This is a genomic window from Pseudarthrobacter sp. CC4 (assembly GCF_048957775.1).
Classification (GTDB): domain Bacteria; phylum Actinomycetota; class Actinomycetes; order Actinomycetales; family Micrococcaceae; genus Arthrobacter.
The window spans coordinates 156,371-178,457 of sequence record NZ_JARCCZ010000009.1; the positions used below are offsets into that span (position 1 = coordinate 156,371).

A 22,087-nucleotide genomic window follows, 5' to 3' on the forward strand; every position below is an offset into this window, starting at 1 on the left:
CCACATGACGTGCGCCACACTGGATTTGTGAAACTTTTCCCTAATGCTTGAGGTTCATCTTCTGGAGGATGGTCGCCGCCATTTCCTCAACGGACACGCTGGCCGAATTCAGGTACGGAATCCCGTAGGACTCGTACAGGCGCTCCGCGCTGCGCAGCTCGAACCCGCACTGGCGCAGGGAAGCGTAGGGGGAGCCGCGCCGCCGTTCGGTGCGGACCTGGCTGAGCCGCAGCGGATTCGTGGTCAGGCCGAAACACTTCGAAACAAAGGGCCTCAGCGGTTTCGGCAGTCCTTCCCGCTCAAAGTCCTCGTCCACCAGGGGAAAGTTGGCGGCGAAGATCCCGTGCTGCAGGGCCAGGTACATGGTGGTGGGGGTCTTGCCGCACCGGGAGGGGGCCACCAGGATGACCTGCGCCTTCTCCAATGCGCGCAGGCTCTGGCCGTCGTCATGCTCCATGGCGTACTCCACCGCGGCCATCCTTGACTGGTAACGGGCAGCGTTCCCCAGCCCGTGCGCCCTGCCCGGTTCCCCGCTGGCCGGCGTGCCGAGCCCCTGTTCCAGGACTCCAATATGGGTTCCGATGAGGTCCACCACGATGCCCCGGCAGGTGCCAAGGATCTGCCGTATTTCGCCGTTGACCGCCGTGGAAAAGACAATGGGCTGCAGGCCCTTGGCAGCGAGGCCGTCGATGGTCTCGACGACGGAACGCGCCTGCCCCGCGTTGGTGATGAACGGGATTGTTACGCGGTCGAAATTGTTCACGGGAAACTGCGTCAGCAGGGTATTGCCGAGCGTTTCCGCAGTGATGCCGGTGCTGTCCGAGAGGAAGTAGACGGGACGGAGATCGCCGCTGTTCATGGTGCTTTTCGGACTTCCACGGCGGCGGGGAGTATGAGCCGCGGGTCATGGCGGTAGAACGTCATGGGATGCCTTTCGTTCAGCGACGGCGGGGAACGGGTCCGGGCGGTGATGACATCGAGTTTACGGGGGCGGTGGACCCCCTCGGCTCCGCGGGCGGTTACGTGCCCTGCCCCGGCGGGCGGATGATCCGTCGCCGGGTGGCAGCCGCGATGGCCGCCGTCCGGTTGTCCACGCCGAGTTTCCCGTAGATGTGGACCAGGTGCGTCTTGACCGTCGCCTCGGAGATGAAGACCTGTTTGGCAATGGCGCGGTTGGAAAGCCCGGTGGCCAACAGCTCCAGCAGCTGGACTTCGCGCGGGGTGAGCGAGGTGGCCGGGTTGGTGATCCGCTTCATGAGCAGGGCCGCCGCCCGCGGTGCAAGGACGGTTTCCCCCACTGCGGCCGCGAACACGGCCTGCCGGATCTGTTCCGGCGGCGCGTCCTTGAGCATGTAACCGCTGGCCCCTGCCTCCACGGCGGCCAGGATGTCCGCGTCCGTGTCGTAGGTGGTGAGGATCAGGACGGGCGGCGGCACCGCCAGCCTCCGGATTTCGGCGGTGGCCGCTACCCCGTCCATGCCGGCCCCCATCTGCAGGTCCATGAGGACAAGGTCCACTCCTTCGCCCAGGACCGTGAGCCGCGCCAGTTCCTTCAGCGCAGCCGTGCCGTCGGCAGCTTCCGCAGCGACGGAGATGCCCTCAAACTCTGTGAGCATGGCCCTCAGGCCGGCCCGGACCACCGGATGGTCATCGACCAGCAGGACCCGGACGCTACTCATCGGCGCCTCCCAGGGAGGCGTCATCGAGCGGCAGCCGGATGGCCACCACCGCCCCTTCCCCCGGCGCCGCCTCCAGTTCCAGCGACCCGTGGAGTGAATTAACCCGTTGCTGCAGCGAGCGCAGGCCGAAGCCGCTGCCGTCAGCACCGCCGTCGTGCGCTGCACGGACAGCAAGGGACGGGTCAAAGCCGATGCCGTCGTCGTAAATGTCCATGGTCACCTCAGTGCCCAGGAAGGTGAGGGTGACGACGGCGGTGCTGGCGCGGGCGTGGTCGCGGACGTTGGCGAGGCTGGCCTGGGCGGCACGGAGCAGGGTGACCCGGTACGGCTGCGGCAGTTCGACGGGGTCGCCGTCCACTTCCAGCCGGCAGCGGAGAGGCATTCCGCGGGCGGCGGCACCTGATTCAGTGTTCTCGCACAGCCGGCGCAGGGCCTCCACCAGTGTTGTTTCGTGCAGTTGCGGCGAGGACAGGCCGCGGACAAAGCTGCGCGCTTCGGCCAGGTTGTCGGCAGCCGTCTGCTGCATGAGGGCCACCCGGGATGCGGCAGTGCCCCGGTCCCCGTCAGCCAGCGACTTTTCCGCCGCGCGGGCAAGCAGGACGATGCTGGAAAGGCCCTGCGCCAGCGTGTCATGGATCTCCCGGGCCAGCCGCTCCCGCTCCGCCAGCACCCCGGCCTCGTGCTGGGATGCTGCCAGTTCCTGCCGGGTCCGGCGCAGCTCGTCCGCGGCCCGCCGCTGGTTCTCGGCCTCACGGTAGAGGGCGACGTAGGCAAGGCCGGTGATGACGGCGAAGACGGCGCCAAACAGCGGCCCGACGACGGCTGCCACGTGCGGAACCGGCTCACCGCTGGCGGACCACTGGGAGGCAATGACCGCCGCTGTCATCAGCGCAATGGTCAGCAGCGCGGCGGGCCGGGGCAGCAGGTGGACGTGCAGGAAAAACAGCGGGAAAGCCAGCCAGGCGAACTCGGCGCTTCCCATCAGCAGGAGGGCCCACAGTGCCGTCACCGCGGCCAGCCACTGGATGCCGTGACGCCGGGGGTCGAAGGTGGTCCGGCCTGCGGCAAAGCGGTGTTCCAGGACAGTCCCGGTGAGGTAAACGCCGGCCAGGAGAAGGGCAACTCCGGCCCACAGAAGCGGGAAGGATCCCGCGGATCCCGGTGCAAGCAGCCGGACCACGCCCACCACCAGCAAGGTTGCGAACCCGGTGTGCAGCGCCACCCTCAGCACCCGCAGGATCGCTTCGGATGACGCCGATTCGACGGCGCTCAGCGGGTCCCGCGGCACACCCTCCCCGGGTGCGCTGACAGGGGGCAGTGGCGGCGCGGCGGGCATTTCACCAGCTTATGCCGGGCTGGCCGGCGACGCGTCAATCAAAAGGTTGACGCCCGGGTCCACCATTCCTCCTCCGCGGCTCAACTGGCTGCACGATTGCCCGGGCGCCGCCGCGCGGGACAGTGGATTGGGACCTCCTTCCACAGATCCCTCCCTGCAACTCCCTACCGAGAGAAGAACAACGTGTTCCTCGCACTCCGCGACATCCGTTTCGCCAAGGGCCGGTTCGCCATGATGGGCGGCGTGGTGGCCCTGATCACCCTGCTGCTGGTCATGCTGTCCGGCCTGACCGCCGGGCTGGCCGAGCAGTCCACTTCCGCGATTGGCAAGCTGGGTGCTGCTGCCGGTTCGCCGGTGGACACGGTGGTGTTCGGCGCACCCGGTTCCAGTGTTCCCACGGCCTCCTACACCGACAGCTCAGTCACCGCCGCCCAGGTGGACACCTGGAAGCACCAGCCGGGTGTTGGCTCCGCCGAACCGCTGGGCATCACCCAAACCCGCGCCCAGGGTGCTGCCGCCGGCTCGGGCACGGCCAATGTGGCCGTCTTTGGTGTCGCTCCCGGAAGCGGGCTGGCGCCGTCCGACGTGTCAGCCGGCACTGCGGTGGTGGGCGCTTCGGTGGCGGAGGCGCTGTCCCTCAGGCAGGGCGACGCGCTGGACATCGGCGGCGTGGAACTTTCCGTCAGCGCCGTCGTTGAGGACCAGTGGTACGCCCACACGAGTGTGGTGTGGACGGCGCTTCCAGCGTGGACCGCGCTGGCACACGTGTCCGACGGCGGGCAGCTGGCCACCGTCGTCGCCGTCACCCATGCGGACGGCGCCGCCCCCGATGAAGCCGCAGCCAACGCCGCGGCCAACACAGTGAGCGCCTCACGGACCGGCTCGTTCCAGGCGCTGGGCTCGTTCAAAAGCGAGAACGGCTCCCTGACCCTGATGCAGGCTTTCCTGTACGGCATCTCGTCCCTGGTGATCGTGGCGTTCCTGACGGTATGGACCATCCAGCGGACCCGGGATATTGCCGTCCTGAAGGCCATGGGCGCCCCCGGCTCCTACATCCTTCGGGACGCCATCACCCAGGCCGCACTTGTCCTGGTGGCGGGGGCGGGCGCCGGCGGGATCCTGGGTGTTGCCGCCGGGCTCCTTGCCGCCCAGGCTGCCCCGTTCCTGCTCACGGCAGCCACCACGCTGGTGCCCGTCGTCGGAATTATTGCCCTGGGACTCGCCGGCGCGGCCCTCGCGGTGCGGCGCGTCACCACCATCGATCCCCTCCTCGCCCTCGGCGGGAACTAGAAAGGACAAACCATGAACACCATGCAGTTTCCTGCCTCCGGGCCCGCTCCCCTGAGCCTGGCCGACGTCACCCTCGAATACCCGGACGGGGGCGGAACAACAACGGCCCTGGACCGGGTCAGCCTCACCGTGCAGGCGGGGCAGCTGGTCTCCCTGGTGGGTCCGTCGGGGTCCGGCAAATCAAGCCTGCTGGCCACCGCCGCCACCCTGGTCCGGCCCACCCGGGGACAGGTGACCATCGACGGCACCGATACCGCCGGGCTCAGGGACAGGGACCTTACCGCCCTGCGGCGCGGCAAGGTGGGCATCATCTTCCAGCAGCCCAACCTGCTCCCCTCCCTGACGGCCGCCGAACAGCTCATCATCAGCGACCATTTGCGGGGAAAGCCCGCCAAAGCGGCCGGCAGGAAAGCCGCCGAACTCCTGGACGTGGTCGGACTGTCCGCGAGCGCCGGCAAATTGCCGCACCAGCTTTCCGGCGGCCAGCGCCAGCGGGTGAACATCGCCCGGGCACTGATGGGGAACCCGAAAGTCCTGCTGGTGGACGAGCCGACGGCAGCCCTGGACCACGAACGCAGCACATCGATCATCCGGCTCCTGCGCGAGGTCACCTCGGAATTCAACATGGCCACGGTGATGGTCACCCACGACACCGAATTCGTGCCGCTGACCGACGTTGTGGCCACCATGCGGGACGGCGTCCTCACGGCCCCGGTCCTGACTGGCGCCTGAGAACATGCAGGGGCGCGCACCCCGGCAGCCGCGTCCCGCCGTCGCCCTATTCTCCGAGGTGGTGGATCGTGAAGGCGGCGAGGAACCCCAGGGAGGCTGTTAGTCCGGTGAGGTTGTGATGCTCCTCGAAGGCCTCCGGGATCATGGTGTCCGCCAGCATGGCCAGGATGCCGCCGGCGGCCACCGCGGTAATGAACGCCACCACTGCGCCGGGAGCGTTTTCCAGCGCGACGTAGCCAATAAGCGAGGCCACCCCGCACAGCACGGCGATGCCGCCCCACAGTCCGAAGACATAGCGGGCACTGCGGCCGGCCTTCTTCATGCCGGCACTTCCGGAGAGGCCCTCGGGGACGTTGGAGATGAAGACGGCGGCCATCATGGCCGGGCTGACGGCTCCGCCTGCCAGCATGCCCACGCCCAGGACCACGGATTCCGGGACGCCGTCCAGGAGGGCACCGAAGGCAATGGCGGTGCCGCTGCCGGGATTTTCCGCCTCGGACGGCTGCTGGTTCCCGGAGCGTTTCCGGTGTTTGGCTCCGGCCCGGGACAGCGTCATGTTGGCCGCGACATACACCACGGAGCCTGCCAGGAAGCCGGCCACCGTGGGCCACAGCCCGCCGCCCTGCACGGCCTCGTCCACCAGTTCGAAGGCCAGGGCCGAGATGAGCACGCCTGCCCCGAAGGACATGACGGAGGAGACCAGCTTGGGCGGCAGGTTCCAGCGCCAGGACAACGCCGCCCCCAGGACCAGCGCCCCTCCGGCGGCCGTGCCCCATAACAAAGCCTGCAACCACAGCGGCATGTGCACCACTTCCCGCTCCCCCCGCGGGAGCCGTCCGACCCAGTGAAGCCGGTTCCGGGTCCGGAAGCCGTGCTTGCTGAGACAGCCAGAGTAGTGGAACCGGCCGCGGCACCAAGAATTGATGGGATCTTGAGTTAAACCTTGCTGGCCGTTGACGTTTGGGGTCCACGCTGGAGCCATAGCATCAACCAGCTTGTGGGGAGAGCAGGAAGCCATGGGAGACCAAACAGCTTTTGACGGCGACGTCATTGCCGTAGGAGGCGTCCTCACGGATCAGCATCCGGTGGACTTCCGCACACTGGGGCTTGCCGGCTGCATTGACCGGCTCACCGGCCCCCTCCGCCAGCACGGGACCGCGGTCCGCTGGGATACTCCGCACTGGGGCATCGAGATTCCGGCGGACTGCGCGTCCCTCCTCTACCAGTCGGCCCGCGAGGCCCTGAGCAACGCCTATAAATACTCGGACGCGTCCCGCCTGACCGTCCAGCTCGCCGCCGTGGACCACGGGATCCGCCTGGTGGTGTCCGACGACGGCACGGGCTTTGACAGCGAGCTCGCCACCTGCGGGCGGCACCACGGCTACGGACTGCGGCTCATGGCGGTGGCCGTGCACGAAGCGGGCGGCTCGTTGGATATCCGCTCCAGTCCGGGGCACGGCACCAGCGTCACGGTGACGCTGCCGCTCGATTAAAGACTCGGATGCCCGCCGTACTGGGACAGCGGGCATCCGTAATCATTGGCGCGTCACTGGCTCGGGGCCGCCTACCTGGTGAGCTTCTCCTCATCCAGTTCAAGGTCGCCGATGTGGCCGGGCGCGTTCGCGGCCAGGACGCGGGCAACGAAGGCGCTGTACTCCTCCATGTAGTGGCGCAGGAACTTGGCGGTCCCCTCGTCCTTGACCTCGCCGCCCTCACCGAACACGGCAGCGCTGTAGTGGATGTAGGCTTCCGGGGCGTTCAGCTGCGGGGCGTCCAGGAAGCTGAGGACGCTGCGGAACGAGGACTGCATCACCGCAGTGCCGATGCTGCCCACGGACGCTCCAATGATGCCGGTGGGCTTGCGCGCGAAGGAGTTGGTCCCCCAGGGCCGGGAGCCCCAGTCGATGGCGTTCTTGAGGGCCCCGGGGATGGAACGGTTGTATTCGGGGGACACAAAAAGGATTCCGTCCGAGGCTTCGATGGCCTCCTTGAGGGCGCGGCCTTCGGGCGGAAAGTCGGCGTCGTAGTCGTAGCTGTACAGGGGTAGGTCCCTGATGGGAATCTCGGTGAACTCCAGCTCCTCCGGAGCCAGTTTGATCAAAGCCTGGGAGAGGACCCGGTTGATGGAGCCGGTGGCGAGGCTCCCCACGAAATATCCGATTTTGAACGGTGCCATGAGTGTTCCTTCCAAGGGCCGGTCAGCGCCGGCCGTCCATGTTTTTTTGGAAAAGGTGCCGCCGCGGCTGGACGGCGCGTGATGCCCACTGCCCCACCAGTCCAGCACAGAAGTCCGGGAGCTTCCAGAGCGGGAAGCACGCCCTTTCGACTGGTGGGTGCCCCTTGCGGTCCGCCTGCTCCGGAGCTATTTTTGAAACGAATCAGAAAACGGTTTCCCACGGCACCATCACACGACGAATTGGATGACATGACGGACAGCACCCCCATCAGATGGCTCGACGGCGAGGCCCCTGCACAGCTCAGCGGCGGAACCACCTGGGGAATGCCGTTTGCCCGCGGCTCCGTCCCCGCCGCAGCGGCCCTTTCGGTCACGGACGCCAGTGGGGACGCGGTCGCCGCCCAGGCATGGCCCCTGGCCACATGGCCGGACGGTTCCCTCAAGTGGGCCGGCATCGCGCTTCCCGCCACGGACTCGCCGTCGGCGGCTTACCTCGTTAGGTCCGACGGCGGCGCGTCACCCCGCGAAGGCAACCTCCCGCCGTCGGACGCCACCAACGTCGCTAGCGGCACCAACGTCACCGTCACGGAAACCGCTGACACCCTCACTGTGGACACCGGCACCCTCCGGATGGTGCTCAACCGCAGCGGCTCCACCCTGTTCAGCAGCCTCACCCGCAACGGCGCCGACGTGGCACGGGACGCCCGCCTGGCCAGCCTCGTGCAGGACGCCCTATCCGAGGGTGCCGGCACCTTCAGCCGGGAAGCCTTCACCGGCGAGGTCACCGAAGTCACGCTTGAACAAAGCGGACCCGTCCGCGCCGTGGTGCGGCTGGAGGGGCACCACCGGCCTGACGCTCCCGGAAGCAGCCGCCGGGAGTGGCTCCCGTTCGTGGTCCGGTTCTACTTCCATGCCAACGCCCGCAGCGTCCGGATGGTCCACTCCTTTATCTGGGACGGCGACGCGGAGCGGGATTTCCTCGCCGGGCTTGGCGTCCGGTTCAGCGTGCCGCTGGAGTCCGGACTCCATGACCGCCACGTCCGGATGGCAGGGGCCGACGGCGGCTTCCTCACCGAAGGGGTCCGCGGCCTGACCGGCCTGCGGCGGGACCCCGGCGAGGACGTCCGCCGGGCGCAGGTGGAGGGCAGGCCCACCCCGCCGCCCGCGGCATGGAACCCGGAGGTGTCGGACCGGCTGCATTTGATCCCGGCGTGGAACGACTTTACGCTCAGCCAGCTCAGCGCCGACGGCTTCGAGCTGCGCAAGCGCACTGCGACCGGCCACGCCTGGGTGGACATCTCCGGCGGAACAAGGTCGGCCGGTTTCTGCTCGCTGAGCGACTCCCGGGGCGGTTTCGGTGTGGGCATCAAGGACTTCTGGCAGTCGCACCCCGGCCAGCTGGACATCCGGGACGCCACCACTGATGAAGCCACGCTGACCGCGTGGCTCTACTCCCCCGAGGCCCGGCCGATGGACCTGCGCTTTTACCACGACGGCCTGGGCCAGGACACCTTCGAGGAACAGCTCGAGGGGCTCGACATCACGTACGAGGACTACGAGCCGGGATTCGGCAATCCCACCGGAATTGCCCGCACGCATGAGTTGACCCTGTTTGCGTACGAGGGCACGCCGTCAACGGACAGCCTGGCGGCCGATGCCCTGGCCGCCTCCACCCCGGCCCTGCTCCAGGCCACTCCGGAGCACTTGCACTCCGCGGGCTGCTTCGGCGACTGGGCTCCGGTGGACCGCAGCACTCCTGCCCGCGCGGAGCTTGAAGCCCACCTGGACTTCCTCTTCGATTTCTACGCCGGCCAGGTGGAGCAGCGCCGCTGGTACGGGTTCTGGAACTACGGCGATGTGATGCACACCTACGACTTTGACCGGCACGTATGGCGGTATGACGTGGGCGGCTACGCGTGGGACAACTCCGAGCTCTCCCCCGACCTCTGGCTCTGGTACTCCTACCTGCGCTCCGGCCGGGCGGACATTTTCCGGTTCGCCGAGGCCATGACCCGGCACACCGGGGAGGTGGACGTCTACCACCTGGGGCAGTGGCGCGGCCTCGGCTCCCGGCACAACGTCCAGCACTGGGGCTGCAGCGCCAAGCAGCTCCGCATCAGCACGCCTGCCTACCGCCGTTTCTACTACTACCTGACCGCGGACGAACGCACCGGGGACCTGCTCACCGAACTGGTGGACAGCGACCGGAACTTCCTGGGCCTGGATCCCGTGCGCAAAGTCCGGCCCGACGCCGACAGCTACCGGCCGGACCGCGGCGCCCTGGGGGTGGGGCTCGGCACGGACTGGGGCTCGCTCGCCGCCACGTGGCTTACGGACTGGGAACGCACGGGCAACCCCCGTTCCCGGGACCGCCTCCTGGGCACCATGGCGGACATCGGCGCCCTCAAGTACGGCTTCCTCACCGGCGAGGCGCTGTATGACCTGGACAAGGGCCGGTTCGACACCGGCCGCGAGCTGATCCAGGTCTCCCACCTCAGTGCCGTGTTCGGCCTGGTGGAGATCTGCAGCGAACTGGTGGACCTGGTCCCCGATCCGGAATTCGAGCGGGCGTGGCTGCAGTACTGCCGGCTCTTCCTGGCCACGAAGGAGGAACAGGTGGAAGCCGTGGGCCAGCCGCTTGAGGGCATCTACCTTACCCAGGCGCACAGTCGGCTGACCGCCTATGCTGCAGCCCGGCTGAACGACCCCGAACTCGCTGCACGGGCCTGGGCGAGCTTTGCCGAAGGAGGCGAACACCTCAACCATGGGTCGGCGTTCACGCTTCGGAAGATCGAGCCGCCGCATGTGCTTGTGCCCGTGGACGAGGCACCCACAGTCTCCACCAACGACGCCTCCCAGTTCGGCCTGGCGGTGATCCAGAACCTTTCGCTGATCGGCAGGCACCTCCCAGGCTGACCCCCGCCCCCACGCACAACCGCCCCACCACCCATCCCAACTAGGTAGCGCCAAGTGTCGTTTTGAAGCTCCAAAACGACACTTGGCGCTACCTAGTTGGGGGTCTGGGAGGGGTGGTGGGGAGCCTGCAGGCGGAGCAGACTTATAGCTACTGATGACCTCAGTTACTTCATGGAATTCGGTTCAGTCGAAGGAGACGTGATGAGCACGAAAGTGGAGAAACGGATTGTGGTCGATGTACCGGTCAGCACCGCCTACAACCAGTGGACCCAGTTCGAGGAGTTTCCCCGCTTCATGGGTGGCGTGGACAGCGTGACCCGCCTCGGCAATGACCGACTCAAGTGGGTGGCCCACATCGGCGGGGTACGGCGGCACTGGGAAGCCAAGATCCTTGAGCAACTTCCCGGCCGGCGGGTGGCCTGGGCCGCGACTGAAGGCGTCACCAACTCCGGCGCCGTCGATTTCAGGGACGCCGGCAATAACCGGACCGAGCTCACGCTGACCCTGGAGTACAAGCCGGCCGGGGTAGTGGAAAGGGTGGGCAGCCTGCTGCATGTGGTGGGCCGCCAGGCGGAACACGACCTGAAGGATTTCAAGGAATACATCGAACACCGGGGCCGTGCCGCCCAGACCGGAACCACCGCGCCGGCCGGAACGACCACGCAGGCCGACGCCAAGGCGGCGGCCGAGCAGCCGCCCTACAACCGCTTCGCCCACCCGTTCGACCAGACCGGCGGCCTGGTGGACCTCGAGGGCGAGTCGGATGAGACGGCCGAGGGTGAAAGCCACAGTTCCGCTGAACGCCGGACCCGCCGCAGCGGGGGTAACCTCCCGCCGATCGATGGGAGCATGGGCCAGCACTGAACCCGTCCCTTCCCAACTAAGTAGCTCTAAGTGTCGTTTTGGAGCCTCAAAACGACACTTAGCGCTACCTAGTTGGGGGAGGTGCTCTGGAAACCGGGCCACCCAAAAGGTATGTTGGTAAGCATGCTGATGATTTTTACCGACTTGTCAGCTTCCGGTGACACAGCGAAGGAGACGTTATGAGCACGAAGGTGGAAAAACGCATTCTGGTGAACGTACCGGTAAGCACTGCTTACAACCAGTGGACCCAGTTCGAGGAGTTCCCGCACTTCATGGGCGGCGTCAAGAGCGTGAAGCAGCTCAGTGACGACCGGCTCGAGTGGGTGGCCGAGATCGCCGGCATCCGCCGGCAGTGGGAAGCCAGGATCCTGGAGCAGGTCCCGGACCGCAAGGTGGCCTGGGCAGCTACCGACGGTGCCACGAACGCCGGGGCAGTCGAGTTCGAGGACGTCGGCGGCGGCCAGACCTCCCTGCAGCTGACGCTCGAATATGAGCCCGAAGGAATCATCGAAAAGGTGGGCGACAAGCTCAACGTTGTGGACCGCCAGGCCGAGGCGGACCTCAAGCGGTTCAAGGAATTCATCGAGGATGAGGGCTACGCCAGCGGAGCCTGGCGCGGCCGCGTGAGCTCCGGGGCGCCAGTCGGCACGCCCGGCGTGGAAGACGCCGCGGGGTCGCTGGGCGATTCCGGCAAGGCCGGAGTGTCCGGCAAGGTGGCCGCGGGCGTGGGCGTCGCAGCGGCAGCGGGCGCAGCAGCCGCAATGGCCGGTTCAAAGAAGGACACGGCCGAGGGTGCGGACGTAACGGTCACCCCGGTGGACTCCGGGGAGCCGGTCACCGTCACGCCGATTCCAACGGACACAACAACCACGGAGGCGCCAACCGCCGCCGGCACAGTTTCGGGCACGACGGCGGCCGCAGGCTCCACCGGTTCGGTCGCCGACCTGGGCGATGACAGGATCGGCCACGCCTTCGACCAGACCAACGGCCTCGTGGACACCACCGGGGAGTCGGACGAGACGGTTGAGGGCGAGAACCTGAGCGCGGGCGAACGGCGCGGGGATGAGCGCCGGCCCGACGGCGGCCTGCCGCCCGTTGGCGGCAACCTCGGCCAGCACTAACACGGTGTAGCCGCAGCGCAACAGTGAGCGCCGCCCGCCTCCTTCCGGAGGCGGGCGGCGTTTTACCCTGCCGGTGCCGGGTACTACTTCTCCGTGCCCGCGTACATCACGGCGGGCGCTGCCGGAGCCTCCATGCCCTCGCCGATGAAGAAGCTCGGGTGCGGCGGCTGGTTGTAGCCGACCGTCTCGCGGGCCACCCCGGTCCGGTACATCGGATCGTGCATCAGGGTGCGGAGCCGGACCCCGGTGGGCGAGGTGGTGGTGTAGATCCGCAGCTCAGTGCTGTCCGACGACGGGAAGGCCAGTTCCTCGCGCCAGTCACCCAGGAGGTCCGCCTGGAGCGACGGGTTGCCCTTCGTGTGGTTGTTGGTCCGGGCGCCGGTGGCCGTGAGCAGCCTGTCGCTGGACCCGGCCTCCCAGTTCCACTTCGAAATGGTGGGCACGCCCACGCCGGCGGTGGCATCAAAGTCGTGGTCCACGATCTCGCGGAGGAGGTCCCCGTCCCACCAGGCCATGAAGTTGGCTGCCGGGATCTTCTCGGCGATCAGTTCGCCCTTCGCTGACATGAGCTGGCCGCGCGGCGAGTTCCAGGACGCATCGCCGCCAACGGCCCAGCTTTCCGAGCCGGGGAACCGGGGGTCGATGTCGCCGGTGGCGCCGCGGCCGGTGTCCTTGACGGCGGGAATGCTCCAGAGCACTTCACCGGTGCCCGCGTCGCGGAAGGTGGCGCCGCGGTTGCCGCTGGCTGACATGCTCTCGTGCACGGCGAACGTTTCCAACCCCGGCCGCGAGGGGTCAAGGTCCCCCGTGTGGATGGCGTCGCCATGGCCCAGCCTGGTGTTGTAAAGGGGCGTGCCGTCGTCGTCAATGGTCATGGAGCCGAAGACGAATTCGTCCTTGCCGTCCTGGTCCACGTCAGCCACGGAGAGGTTGTGGTTTCCCTGGCCCCTGTACTGGGCTCCGGCAATGTCCGAGTCGAAGGTCCAGCGCTTGACCAGCTTGCCGTCCACGAGGTCAAAGGTGACCAGGACCGTGCGCGTGTAGTAGCCGCGGCTGAACATCAGGGACGGCTTTTCGCCGTCGAGGTAGGCGACGCCGGCCAGGAAGCGGTCCACGCGGTTGCCGTAGCCGTCGCCCCAGGCGGAGACGCTGCCGCGCGGCGGATCGTAGGCAACGGTGTCCATGATGGTGCCGGTGGCGCCGTTGAACACGGTGAGGAATTCCGGCCCGGACAGGACATAGCCGGCACTGTTCCGGTAGTCCGCTGCGGGGTCCCCGATCACGGTTCCGGCCGCGTCCGTGGTGCCGTCCGCAGTCTTGAAGGCCACTTCGCCTTTGCCGTCACCGTCGAAGTCATAGGCCAGCATCTGGGTATAGTGGGCGCCGGCACGGATGTTGCGGCCCAGGTCGATGCGCCACAGCCTGGTGCCGTCCATCTTGTAGGCGTCCACGTACACATTCCCGGTGAAGCCGGACTTGGAGTTGTCCTGGGCGTTGGACGGGTTCCAGAGCTGGATGATTTCGTAGGTGCCGTCACCGTCCAGGTCCGCCACACTCGAGTCATTGGCGGAGTAGGTGTACGGCTTGCCGTCCTTGCTGACGCCGTCGGCCGGCTTGTCCAGCCTGATGGCCAGGTAGTTTTCGGCCAGCGGCGTGACTTCGGCGCTGAGCTTGTCCTGCCCGCTGCCGTTGCCCACCGTCATGATGACGTACCTGGAAGCCGCCGTACCGGCCGGATCAACATAGGTGGTGGTGTTGCGGATGGGCTCGTCGGTGAGCTGGACGCCGTCGCGGATCACATGGAAGCCCGCACTGTCCTGGTCCAGGCCAAGCATGCGCCAGCCCAGCGTGACGCCCTGGTCCGTGAGCACGGCGACGGGCGCCCGGTCCAGGTTCTCCACCTGGCGCTTCAGTTCAGTCTTTCCGGACTGACCGGGAGCGGTATTCGGGTTGGCCTGCGCCAGCGGCAGGCCGGTGAACGCCAGGGCGGCGGCCGTGAGCGATGCCGCCGCGGCCCTGGGGGCAGCTTTCCAGGCGCGGCCCGCACGGGTTGAAGGGGAACGTTTCGAGGGATAAGCCAAAAGTACATCTCCTTTGATGCGGCGGCAGCTGAGTCTGCCGCACGACAGTTTGGAACGTTTCATTACAGCCCAAAATCCACCATTCACGAAGGGAGGGCGAGGTTTGTGAGCTGGTAGAAAGCGTTTTCTGCCCTTAACTTCTATCAGCGCTTTACAAGCCCGGTCAAGGCCTCGACGGGAGCAAATGGGAGATATTGTTCCGTTGAGTTCAGTTCGCGCCGGCCTCGCCGCGCGGCCGGCCCGCTGCCGCCTGCAGGAGCGGCAGCGTCCTGGCGGGCATGACCTCCACCAGGGACATGGCCGTGCTGGTGCGTACGACGCCGGCAATCGCCAGCATGCTGCGGGTGACCCTATGGAGGTCGGCCGGGTCCTTCGCGGCGACTTTCGCGAGCAGGTCGGCATCGCCGGTGGTGGCGTGCATCTCGATGATTTCCGGGATGGTGCGCAGTGCGGCCATGGCCTCATCGCTGGCGGACTGGCTGATGGAGATCGAGATGAAGGCGATCAGCGGCAGCCCGAGGGCGCCGGTGCGGACGCGCTGGCTGAACGGGGCAAGGCTGCCGTCGTTGACCAGGCGCCGGAGCCGCGCATGCACCGTGTTGCGGGCCACGCCCAACGTCCGCGACAGGGACAGGACCGTCGCCTGCGGGTCTGCGTCCATGGCCAGGAGGATTTCGGCGTCCAAGGCATCGATGAGGTGCATAGTGAGCATTTTGTCATGTTGCCCCTCCTTCATCGCCCGTTTCTGTCCTGCCTGGTTAGCCTGTGTTGCGCAGATGCCCCGCACTGCCCCACGATGCCTTCATGGCCACCATCCTTCCCCAGGCACCGGCACCAGAGGTGCGTTCCGCCGTCGCAAACCTCCCCGCGTACGTTGCCGGGAGGAGCGCAGAAACGGCCCTGACTGCCGCCCTCGCCTCGAACGAGAGCCACTTCGATCCCCTGCCCTCGGTCGTCGACGTGATCTCTGCCGAGATGCGCAGGATCCACCGGTACCCCAGCATGGGCGCCGTGGACGTCCGGGACGCGATCGCGCGCCACCTCTCCGTGTCCGCGGATGAGGTTGCTGCCGGGCCGGGAAGTTCCGGGGTGCTGCAGCAGATCATTTCCGCGGTATGTGGCCACGGCGACGAGGTGGTTTTCGCCTGGCGTTCCTTTGAGGCCTACCCCATCCTGGTGACGGTGGCCGGCGCCGTGCCTGTCCCCGTCCCCCTCCGCGACGACGAGCACCACGACCTTCCCGCCATGGCCGCTGCCGTCACCGCGCGGACGCGGCTGGTCATCCTCTGTTCCCCCAACAACCCCACCGGCGTGTCCATCCCGGCGGACGCGCTGGAGGAATTCCTCGGAGCCGTGCCGCCGCACGTCCTGGTGGTGCTGGACGAGGCCTACATCGAATTCCAACGGGGCCCCGGTTTGGATTCCCTGGAACTCTACCGCCGGCACCCGAACCTGTGTGTCCTGCGGACCTTCTCGAAAGCCTACGGGCTGGCCGGGCTGCGGATTGGCTACGCCATCGCCCGCCCGGCCGTGGCTGAGGGGCTGCGGCGCACCGCCATTCCATTCGGCGTCAACCGCATGGCGCAGGCCGCCGCGGTGGCGTCGCTGGAGGCGCAGGTTGAGATCCGGGAAAGGACCGATGCGGTGGCGGAGGAGCGCACCCGGGTTGTTTCCTCCTTGCGCCAGTCCGGCTGGACTGTCCCCGACAGCCAGGCGAATTTCTACTGGCTGCGGGCATCTGACGGGCTGCGGGAACAGATCCTTGCAGCGCTTGCCGACGCCGACATCCTTGCACGGGGATACGCGGGCGACGGCGTCCGGGTCACCTTGGCGGACAGGGAAACGAACAACCGGGTGCTCGCCGTGCTCGCGGACCGCGGGCGGTTTGCCGCCCAGTGAGCACGCCAACCGCGACACCCGAAACCACCACCGCCCCAACCACACCGGACGCGGGGCCGGCGGCACCCAGCCCCGTGCCGCCGTCGGCCGTCCGCCATTCCGCCATCGAAGATGTCCTGGGCATCCTCACGGGTGCCTTCGCCGCCTCGCTGGGACTGTTCCTGCTCAAGTCCAGCGAGGCCGTCACGGGCGGCACGGCGGGCCTGGCCCTGCTGCTCAGCTACTCCCTCCCGGTTTCTTTCGGCGTCATCTTCATGGCGGTGAACGCGCCGTTCTTTGCCCTGGCGGTCTGGAAGAAGGGCTGGAACTTTGCCCTCCGGACCGGGGCCGCCATTGGGCTGGTCTCGGCCATGTCCGGCCTGCACCCGTGGGCCCTCGGTGCCCTGCACATCGACCCGGTGTACGGGGTGCTGGGCGGCAATCTGCTGGCCGGCGTCGGCCTGCTGATCCTGTTCCGGCACCAGTCCAGCCTGGGCGGCTTCAGCATCCTGGCCCTGCTGCTGCAGGAAAAGCTGAAGTGGCGCGCCGGGTACGTCCAAATGGTGCTGGACGTGGCAATCGTCCTGGCCGCGCTGGCCGTGGTGGCTCCCCTGATGGTGCTGCTCTCCGCCGCCGGAGCCGTCCTCCTGAACTTCATCCTCGCCCTGAACCACCGCCCGGGACGCTACCTGGGAAAGTGACCGCCGGTCCGCCGATTTATTCCCGGACCAGCCCTGAAATATCTTCGCGCAAGCCGCTGTTGCCCGGGACATGACAACAATCGGAATCATCGGTGCAGGACTTATTGGAAGCCAGATTGCCCGGAAGGCGGTGGAGCTGGGCTACGACGTAGTCATCAGCAACTCCCGCGGCCCTGAAACGCTGGCCGGACTGGTGGCGGAACTCGGCCCGAACGCCCGGGCCGCAACGCCTGCGGAGGCAGCGGCGGCCGGCGATTTCGCCGTCGTCGCCGTTCCGCTGAGGAACTACAGGGACGTCCCGGCTGAACCGCTGGCCGGCAAGATCGTGATCGACGCCAACAACTACTACTGGGAACGGGACGGACGCATCCCGGCCCTGGACAACGGCGAGGCCACCACGTCCGGGCTGCTCCAGGAACACCTGCGCGACTCGAAGGTGGCCAAGGGCTTCAACCACATTATGGCCGCCGAGATCACCACGGACGGGAAGCCTTCCGCAGCCGAGGACCGGCGCGCCCTGGCAACGGCCAGCGACCATCCGGAGGCCGCCGAACTGGTCACCCGCCTTTATGACGAGTTCGGCTTCGATACCGTGAACATCGGCCTCCTGGAGGACAGCTGGCGCGTGGAGCGGGACCGCCCCGCGTACGTTGTCCGGCAGGACGCCGCCGAGCTGAAGGAAAACCTGGGCAAGGCGACCCGGACCCCCTGACGGCAACGACCCGCAAACTGGCTGACAGCAAACGTCGCGAAATCGTGTTTTGGCGACGTTAACTGCCAGCCAGTCGGGAAGCTAGTCCCGCGCGGGGACGAGGACTACCTCGAACTCGGTTGCGGGCTGGCCGAACTTCGCGTTCACGGCGGCGAGGGTGTTGCCGAACTTGGCAATCGTGGTGGGGACGTTGAAGGCGGGGCTGGTGATGACGTCCCCTACAACCCCGGACGAAAGGTCACTGGCGAGCTTGATCCTGCTGATCCGGTTCTTCTGGTTCTGGACTGCCCACAGCTGGCGGCCTTGGACCAGGATGCCGTCCACGTTGGGCACATCAAAGCCCCCAATCCGGGCTGTAGCGGCGGTCCCTGAATCCACGCCGTCAGGGTCCACGGTGAACAGCGCCCCAAATGCCGAGTGCGCCAGGATCAGGGTCTTGCCGCCGTTGACGGCGGCGATGCCGTTGGGTCCGAAGCCGGTCCAAGGGTCCGCCGCAGGTCCCGTCAAGGTGACCGTTTCCACCTCCCCCAGGCCGCCGTCCTTGTCCACCGGCAGGAAGTACAGCTCCGCCGCGAAGGAGTTGGTGAACCATGCGCCGTCCTTGGTCAGGGTGACGTCGTTGATGAACGCGTCCTGCCCGGCAGCCAGGTGGACCACGCCGACCGTGTCGCCTGTGTCCGTGCTGTAAACGTAGGCGTCACCGGTACCGCCGCCGGCAACAAAGAGGAGGTCGTGCGTGACGTCCGCCTTCATGCCGATTGCCGCCCTGCCGTCCGGCGCGTCGATAAACAGTCCGGCAGTGTCGTCGCGGATGTCGCCGCGGTAGATGTCTCCATTGAGGCGGTCACCGGCATAGAAGGTGGTGCCCTCACCGGCTGCTATGCCTTCGGTGCCTGTCGCCCCCTCCAACACAATTACGCCGTCCCCGGAGGGCGGTAAGGCAGTTGCCGGTACTGCGACGGGAACGATCAGGGCTATCAATGCAAAAACTCCGACGGCGGCACGGCGTTGTACGGTTCGGCGCATGATGCTTCCTTGGTTTTGGGCTCTTGCGCGGGGCCGATCTGCGGCAGCTCCGCACGATGGTGTTGCCAGTCTAGGCACCTACAGGGAACCCGCCAAGACATCGGGGCCCCCGTTCTGCTTACAATCGAAACCTCAATCAACTACTGAGGGACCGATGAAGAAACTCGCCACAGCCCTGATCGCCGCCGGCCTCGTTGTCTCCGCAACGGCCTGCACCGCCTCGAACCAGCTCACCACCGCGGAAACCTGCGAGCGGATCCAGTCCGTTGTGTCGAACCCGGCCAACAACGCCGGCAAGACCGGCATGAACCGCCTGGCCAACCAGATCCGTCCGATCCACGCCGTCGCCTCGGACGACCTCAAGGGTGCCCTTGCATCCATCCTCGCGTACACGGATGAGCAGGCCAAGGAAACGCCGGACGAGGCAAAGCTTGGCGAGCTCCAGTCCGGCTACGAGGAAGCCGGCGCCACCTACAGCCAGTTCTGCAGCTGATTCCCGGCCGATTCCGGCTGGCTTGCCGCGCGCTTTCCGCCGGGTCCGGTCACGTGAGGGTGGCCGGATCCGTGTTGGCGCCACACAGGATGACCGCCACGCGTTCGCCCACGCCCGGGAGGTAGGCGCCGGACGTCAGCGCGGCATAAGCAGCAGCGGCGCCGTGTTCCACGATGATCCGGTAGTCCTCCCACAGCTTTTGGCGGGCTTCGATGATGTCGGCGTCGGACACCAGGACGCTTTCGACGCCGGCGCGGACCGCCACGGAGAAGCCGATGTCGCCGATGCGGCGGGCACCGAGGGAATCCGCCGCCACGCCTGATACCGGGACGTCAACAGGCGCTCCGGCGGCCAACGCTGAGTGCAGCGTCGGTGCCGTCTCCGGCTCCACCGCCACCACTTTGGCCCGGCCCTCGACTGCCGCCGCGATTCCCGCCATCAGGCCGCCGCCTCCCACGGCAACCAGGACGGTATCCAGCCCGCCCACCTGGTCCAGGAGCTCGAGCCCTACCGTTCCGGCTCCGGCGGCTATTTCGGGCTGGTCATAGGCATGGCAGTAAACCGCCCCGGTTTCCCTGGCGTGCTTGACGGCCGCCTGGTACGCCTCCGCGTACTCCGCCCCGCCCTGCACCACTGCCGCGCCGATGGCCTTGAGTTTGCGGACCTTCACTGCGGGCGCGGCGGCGGGGACGAACACGGCAGCGGGGACGCCCAGCTGTGCGGCTGCGTAGGCGTTGGCCAGTCCGGCGTTGCCGCCGGAGGCCACCACGATGCCGACATCCGGCTTAAGCTCGCCGCGTTCCCTGGCAGCCAAGACCCTGTTGAGGGCGCCACGGGCCTTGAACGTTCCGGTGTGCTGCATATATTCGCATTTGAACCACACCGGGCCGGGGAAGACTTTAGGGTCGCTTTCGAGGACAGGCGTTATGCGGGTGAGGCCGGAGATCCTTCGTGCTGCCTGTTCCACGTCGGCACGGGTAATCATTGCTGCGCTTAGACCTCGTCGTCCCAGGTTCCCGGCTCCTGCAGGGCGTCCTCGGGCTTGTGTTCCCGGGGCGGTTCGCCGCTGCCCGTGTAGGACGCCGGCACGGTTCCTGCAGCATGTGCCTGCTGCTCTTCCCGGATATTGCCGGCACCGGGCAGTTCCGGGTGCTTGCCGCCCTGCGGGGCCTGCTTGGCTGCGCTGGCTTCCCCGGCTTCGTCCGGATCTCCCGGGCCCCGAAGGTCTGCGGTGTTCTGCGGCTCGTCGTTGCTAGCAGTCATGGTTCTGCCTTTCGCTTGGGAACTGCGGTGTTCGGCGGGGATGTACCCGTACCGCTCTCCACCCTACGGGCTGGCCTCTTCGGGCCGCCGGAAGCTGTGAGATGGCGCCCATATCCTGTGAATTGCGACTCCGCCGGGACTTCCGGAGCGTACCCTGCGTTAACACGATGGCGAAAGGAGGCCACATGATCATTGTCCTGACCGGGATTGACGGTTCGGGAAAGTCCACGGCCGCCCAAGCCCTGGTGTCAGCCGTTGCGGCTGAAGGCGGCCGCGTACTGCTGCTCAACAACCACGCAGGCCGGCGCAGCATGTCCGTCCTGGCCGCGAAGCTTGGGATCCGCCCGCCCAGCCGTGTGGCGGACGCCGTGGAAACCACGTTCAGGGTGTGGAACGTGTTGGTGAACCACCTGCGTGCCAGCCGCTTTGACGGCCTGGTGGTGATGGACCGGCACCTGTATTGCCAGCTGGCCCTCCGGGAAACGAAAGGACTGGGACGCGGCCGCCTACTCCCCTGGCTGCTGGATAAGCTTCCCGCTCCCGAGGCTGTCGTGCATCTTGAGGTGGACCCGCTCCTGGCGCACCACCGAATCGTCTCCCGCGGTACCGACGCGGAGACGCTGGACGACCTGGTGGCCTTCGACCGCGGGTACCGCCAGCTGCCGGAATTCAGCGGGTTTCTGAAGGTTGACGCCTCGGTGCCCGCCCCGGAGCTGGCGCAGCGCCTGGCGGGCGTCATCCGCCAACTGACGCCCTCGACGGCGGCAGCCCCGCCGGCGCTCCACGGTGACTAGCGCTCCACGGTGACTGGCGCCGCACGGACAAAGGGCGGGCGGACCCACAGTCCGCCCGCCCTCCCCAAAAGGCAGCCCTGGCGCGACAACGCCTTAGCGCGATGAAGTCGGCGACGCCGAGGACGTCGCGCTGCCCGTCGACTCGCTCTTCGTTGCCGTAGGTGAGGCCGAACCGCCCGGCGAGGACGTACCGGTGGAACGGGACGTGCTGGTGGACGTCGGGCTGGAAGTCCCGCTGCCGCCGTCGGCCTTCTTCAGCACCTGGTTGATGAGGTCCTCCAGCTCCTTCCGGTCCGGGTCGCCGAGGTTGGCGCCGCCCTTGGTGGCAACCACCAGCAGCCGCCCCTGGGCAGCGGAGACCTGCATCAGCTTCTGCTGGTTTTCGCCGCTGCGGGTGCTCATCGTGGCGAAGGTCTTCTCGGCGTCAGTCTCTGCCTTCACCTCCTCGCTGGTGACCTCGTACTTTTGTCCCAGCGCCTCTACGGAGAACTTGGCACACTTGTCCATCTTGCCGCTGATGTCACTGAGCACCTTCACGGCGTCCGGCCCCTCGCTGCCTGACTGGGCGGACAGGCTGCGGGGCTGGTCCGCCTCAGAAAGCGCCACGGCCACGTCGCCGCTTTCCACCTTGTCCAGCAGCCCGGCCGTGGCGATGTCCTTGCAGTCTGCAGGATCCACGTTTGCGGTGCTCAGGAGCAGGCTGGCGATGTTTCCGCCCTGGTCCACCTGTTCCTTGGAATACAGCTTCAGCTCATTGCCGTCGTCATCAGTCAAGCCGGAGATCAGGTCGCGGAGCTCATCCTCGCTGTAAACCTTCGCCTCAGCCGTAGCGGAAGCCGAAGCCGTCTCCGAAGCCGAAGGGCTGGCAGCACCACCGCCGCCCGTACAACCGGCCAACGCAATCATCGCTGCTGTCAACACTCCAAGCGCAGGTACTTTTCGCATCAGGTACAACCCCTTACAAGAAATAGAAAGCATGCTTAGTGTTCCTAGCCTAAGGGATTCAAACCTCCGCGGGAAATATC

The 22,087-nt window shown here is 67.1% G+C and carries 22 protein-coding genes; 11 read left to right on the plus strand and 11 right to left on the minus strand.

Going from position 1 to position 22,087, the window contains the following annotated elements; all coding sequences use genetic code 11:
- Window positions 1-40: 40 nt before the first annotated feature.
- From PV768_RS07965 to PV768_RS07975, 3 genes are all read right to left on the minus strand, one after another.
- Window positions 41-859, minus strand: a complete 819-nt coding sequence (locus tag PV768_RS07965) for a pyruvate, water dikinase regulatory protein (RefSeq protein ID WP_421092748.1) — start codon at window positions 857-859, stop codon at window positions 41-43.
- Between the two features lie 160 nt (window positions 860-1,019).
- Window positions 1,020-1,679, minus strand: coding sequence for a response regulator (locus PV768_RS07970; protein ID WP_421092749.1), 660 nt, complete (start codon window positions 1,677-1,679; stop codon window positions 1,020-1,022).
- Window positions 1,672-3,015 carry a sensor histidine kinase gene (locus PV768_RS07975; RefSeq protein WP_421092750.1) on the minus strand — a complete coding sequence of 448 codons (1,344 nt, stop codon included), beginning with the start codon at window positions 3,013-3,015 and terminating at the stop codon, window positions 1,672-1,674. The genes PV768_RS07970 and PV768_RS07975 overlap by 8 nt, the downstream gene beginning before the upstream one ends.
- Window positions 3,016-3,198: 183 nt before the next feature.
- Between PV768_RS07975 and PV768_RS07980 the strand changes: the two genes are divergently transcribed.
- Together PV768_RS07980 and PV768_RS07985 are read left to right on the plus strand one after the other, a co-directional pair.
- A complete protein-coding gene (locus PV768_RS07980; protein WP_321214563.1) occupies window positions 3,199-4,305 on the plus strand; it encodes an FtsX-like permease family protein in 1,107 nt (368 codons plus the stop codon).
- Between the two features lie 12 nt (window positions 4,306-4,317).
- Window positions 4,318-5,037 (plus strand): ABC transporter ATP-binding protein, encoded by a 720-nt coding sequence (locus tag PV768_RS07985; protein WP_421092751.1) that lies wholly within the window; start codon window positions 4,318-4,320, stop codon window positions 5,035-5,037.
- A gap of 46 nt (window positions 5,038-5,083) precedes the next feature.
- On the opposite strand, the gene PV768_RS07990 is transcribed toward PV768_RS07985, so the two are convergent.
- Complete coding sequence (locus PV768_RS07990) at window positions 5,084-5,839, minus strand: ZIP family metal transporter (RefSeq protein ID WP_157240729.1); 756 nt, start codon at window positions 5,837-5,839, stop codon at window positions 5,084-5,086.
- Between the two features lie 214 nt (window positions 5,840-6,053).
- Between PV768_RS07990 and PV768_RS07995 the strand changes: the two genes are divergently transcribed.
- Window positions 6,054-6,530 (plus strand): sensor histidine kinase, encoded by a 477-nt coding sequence (locus tag PV768_RS07995; protein WP_157240727.1) that lies wholly within the window; start codon window positions 6,054-6,056, stop codon window positions 6,528-6,530.
- Between the two features lie 71 nt (window positions 6,531-6,601).
- Here the strand turns inward: PV768_RS07995 and PV768_RS08000 are convergent, their stop codons facing one another.
- Window positions 6,602-7,213: an NADPH-dependent FMN reductase gene (locus PV768_RS08000; RefSeq protein ID WP_157240725.1), complete on the minus strand. Its 612-nt coding sequence runs from the start codon at window positions 7,211-7,213 to the stop codon at window positions 6,602-6,604.
- Between the two features lie 249 nt (window positions 7,214-7,462).
- On the opposite strand from PV768_RS08000, the gene PV768_RS08005 reads away from it, so the two are divergent.
- From PV768_RS08005 to PV768_RS08015, 3 genes are all read left to right on the plus strand, one after another.
- Window positions 7,463-10,129: a Tat pathway signal sequence domain protein gene (locus PV768_RS08005; protein ID WP_421092752.1), complete on the plus strand. Its 2,667-nt coding sequence runs from the start codon at window positions 7,463-7,465 to the stop codon at window positions 10,127-10,129.
- A gap of 201 nt (window positions 10,130-10,330) precedes the next feature.
- On the plus strand, window positions 10,331-10,993 hold the full coding sequence (locus PV768_RS08010) for an SRPBCC family protein (protein WP_421092753.1): 663 nt from the start codon (window positions 10,331-10,333) through the stop codon (window positions 10,991-10,993).
- 179 nt (window positions 10,994-11,172) lie between these two features.
- Window positions 11,173-12,114: an SRPBCC family protein gene (locus tag PV768_RS08015; RefSeq protein ID WP_323057469.1), complete on the plus strand. Its 942-nt coding sequence runs from the start codon at window positions 11,173-11,175 to the stop codon at window positions 12,112-12,114.
- 83 nt (window positions 12,115-12,197) lie between these two features.
- Here the strand turns inward: PV768_RS08015 and PV768_RS08020 are convergent, their stop codons facing one another.
- Together PV768_RS08020 and PV768_RS08025 are read right to left on the minus strand one after the other, a co-directional pair.
- Entirely contained in the window at window positions 12,198-14,195 is a 1,998-nt protein-coding gene (locus PV768_RS08020) for a rhamnogalacturonan lyase (RefSeq protein WP_421092754.1), read from the minus strand.
- A 208-nt stretch (window positions 14,196-14,403) separates the two neighbouring features.
- Window positions 14,404-14,907 (minus strand): Lrp/AsnC family transcriptional regulator, encoded by a 504-nt coding sequence (locus PV768_RS08025; protein WP_323057471.1) that lies wholly within the window; start codon window positions 14,905-14,907, stop codon window positions 14,404-14,406.
- Window positions 14,908-14,999: 92 nt separating this feature from the next.
- On the opposite strand from PV768_RS08025, the gene hisC reads away from it, so the two are divergent.
- From hisC to PV768_RS08040, 3 genes are all read left to right on the plus strand, one after another.
- Window positions 15,000-16,094: a histidinol-phosphate transaminase gene (gene hisC / locus PV768_RS08030; RefSeq protein ID WP_421092755.1), complete on the plus strand. Its 1,095-nt coding sequence runs from the start codon at window positions 15,000-15,002 to the stop codon at window positions 16,092-16,094.
- A complete protein-coding gene (locus PV768_RS08035; RefSeq protein ID WP_421092756.1) occupies window positions 16,091-16,774 on the plus strand; it encodes a YitT family protein in 684 nt (227 codons plus the stop codon). The genes hisC and PV768_RS08035 overlap by 4 nt, the downstream gene beginning before the upstream one ends.
- A gap of 70 nt (window positions 16,775-16,844) precedes the next feature.
- Complete coding sequence (locus PV768_RS08040; RefSeq protein WP_421092757.1) at window positions 16,845-17,486, plus strand: NADPH-dependent F420 reductase; 642 nt, start codon at window positions 16,845-16,847, stop codon at window positions 17,484-17,486.
- An 81-nt stretch (window positions 17,487-17,567) separates the two neighbouring features.
- On the opposite strand, the gene PV768_RS08045 is transcribed toward PV768_RS08040, so the two are convergent.
- Window positions 17,568-18,512, minus strand: a complete 945-nt coding sequence (locus tag PV768_RS08045; protein WP_421092758.1) for a hypothetical protein — start codon at window positions 18,510-18,512, stop codon at window positions 17,568-17,570.
- Between the two features lie 154 nt (window positions 18,513-18,666).
- On the opposite strand from PV768_RS08045, the gene PV768_RS08050 reads away from it, so the two are divergent.
- On the plus strand, window positions 18,667-19,005 hold the full coding sequence (locus PV768_RS08050; RefSeq protein WP_157240708.1) for a hypothetical protein: 339 nt from the start codon (window positions 18,667-18,669) through the stop codon (window positions 19,003-19,005).
- 49 nt (window positions 19,006-19,054) lie between these two features.
- Here PV768_RS08050 and PV768_RS08055 read toward each other — a convergent pair whose 3' ends face one another.
- Both PV768_RS08055 and PV768_RS08060 read right to left on the minus strand, forming a co-directional pair.
- Window positions 19,055-19,990, minus strand: a complete 936-nt coding sequence (locus tag PV768_RS08055; RefSeq protein ID WP_323057475.1) for a threonine/serine dehydratase — start codon at window positions 19,988-19,990, stop codon at window positions 19,055-19,057.
- Between the two features lie 8 nt (window positions 19,991-19,998).
- The gene (locus PV768_RS08060) at window positions 19,999-20,268 is read right to left on the minus strand and encodes a hypothetical protein (RefSeq protein WP_421092759.1); all 270 of its coding nucleotides are present in this window, start codon (window positions 20,266-20,268) and stop codon (window positions 19,999-20,001) included.
- A gap of 185 nt (window positions 20,269-20,453) precedes the next feature.
- On the opposite strand from PV768_RS08060, the gene PV768_RS08065 reads away from it, so the two are divergent.
- On the plus strand, window positions 20,454-21,062 hold the full coding sequence (locus PV768_RS08065) for a dTMP kinase (RefSeq protein ID WP_421092760.1): 609 nt from the start codon (window positions 20,454-20,456) through the stop codon (window positions 21,060-21,062).
- 93 nt (window positions 21,063-21,155) lie between these two features.
- On the opposite strand, the gene PV768_RS08070 is transcribed toward PV768_RS08065, so the two are convergent.
- Window positions 21,156-22,007: a hypothetical protein gene (locus tag PV768_RS08070; protein ID WP_421092761.1), complete on the minus strand. Its 852-nt coding sequence runs from the start codon at window positions 22,005-22,007 to the stop codon at window positions 21,156-21,158.
- Between the last annotated feature and the right edge of the window lie 80 nt (window positions 22,008-22,087).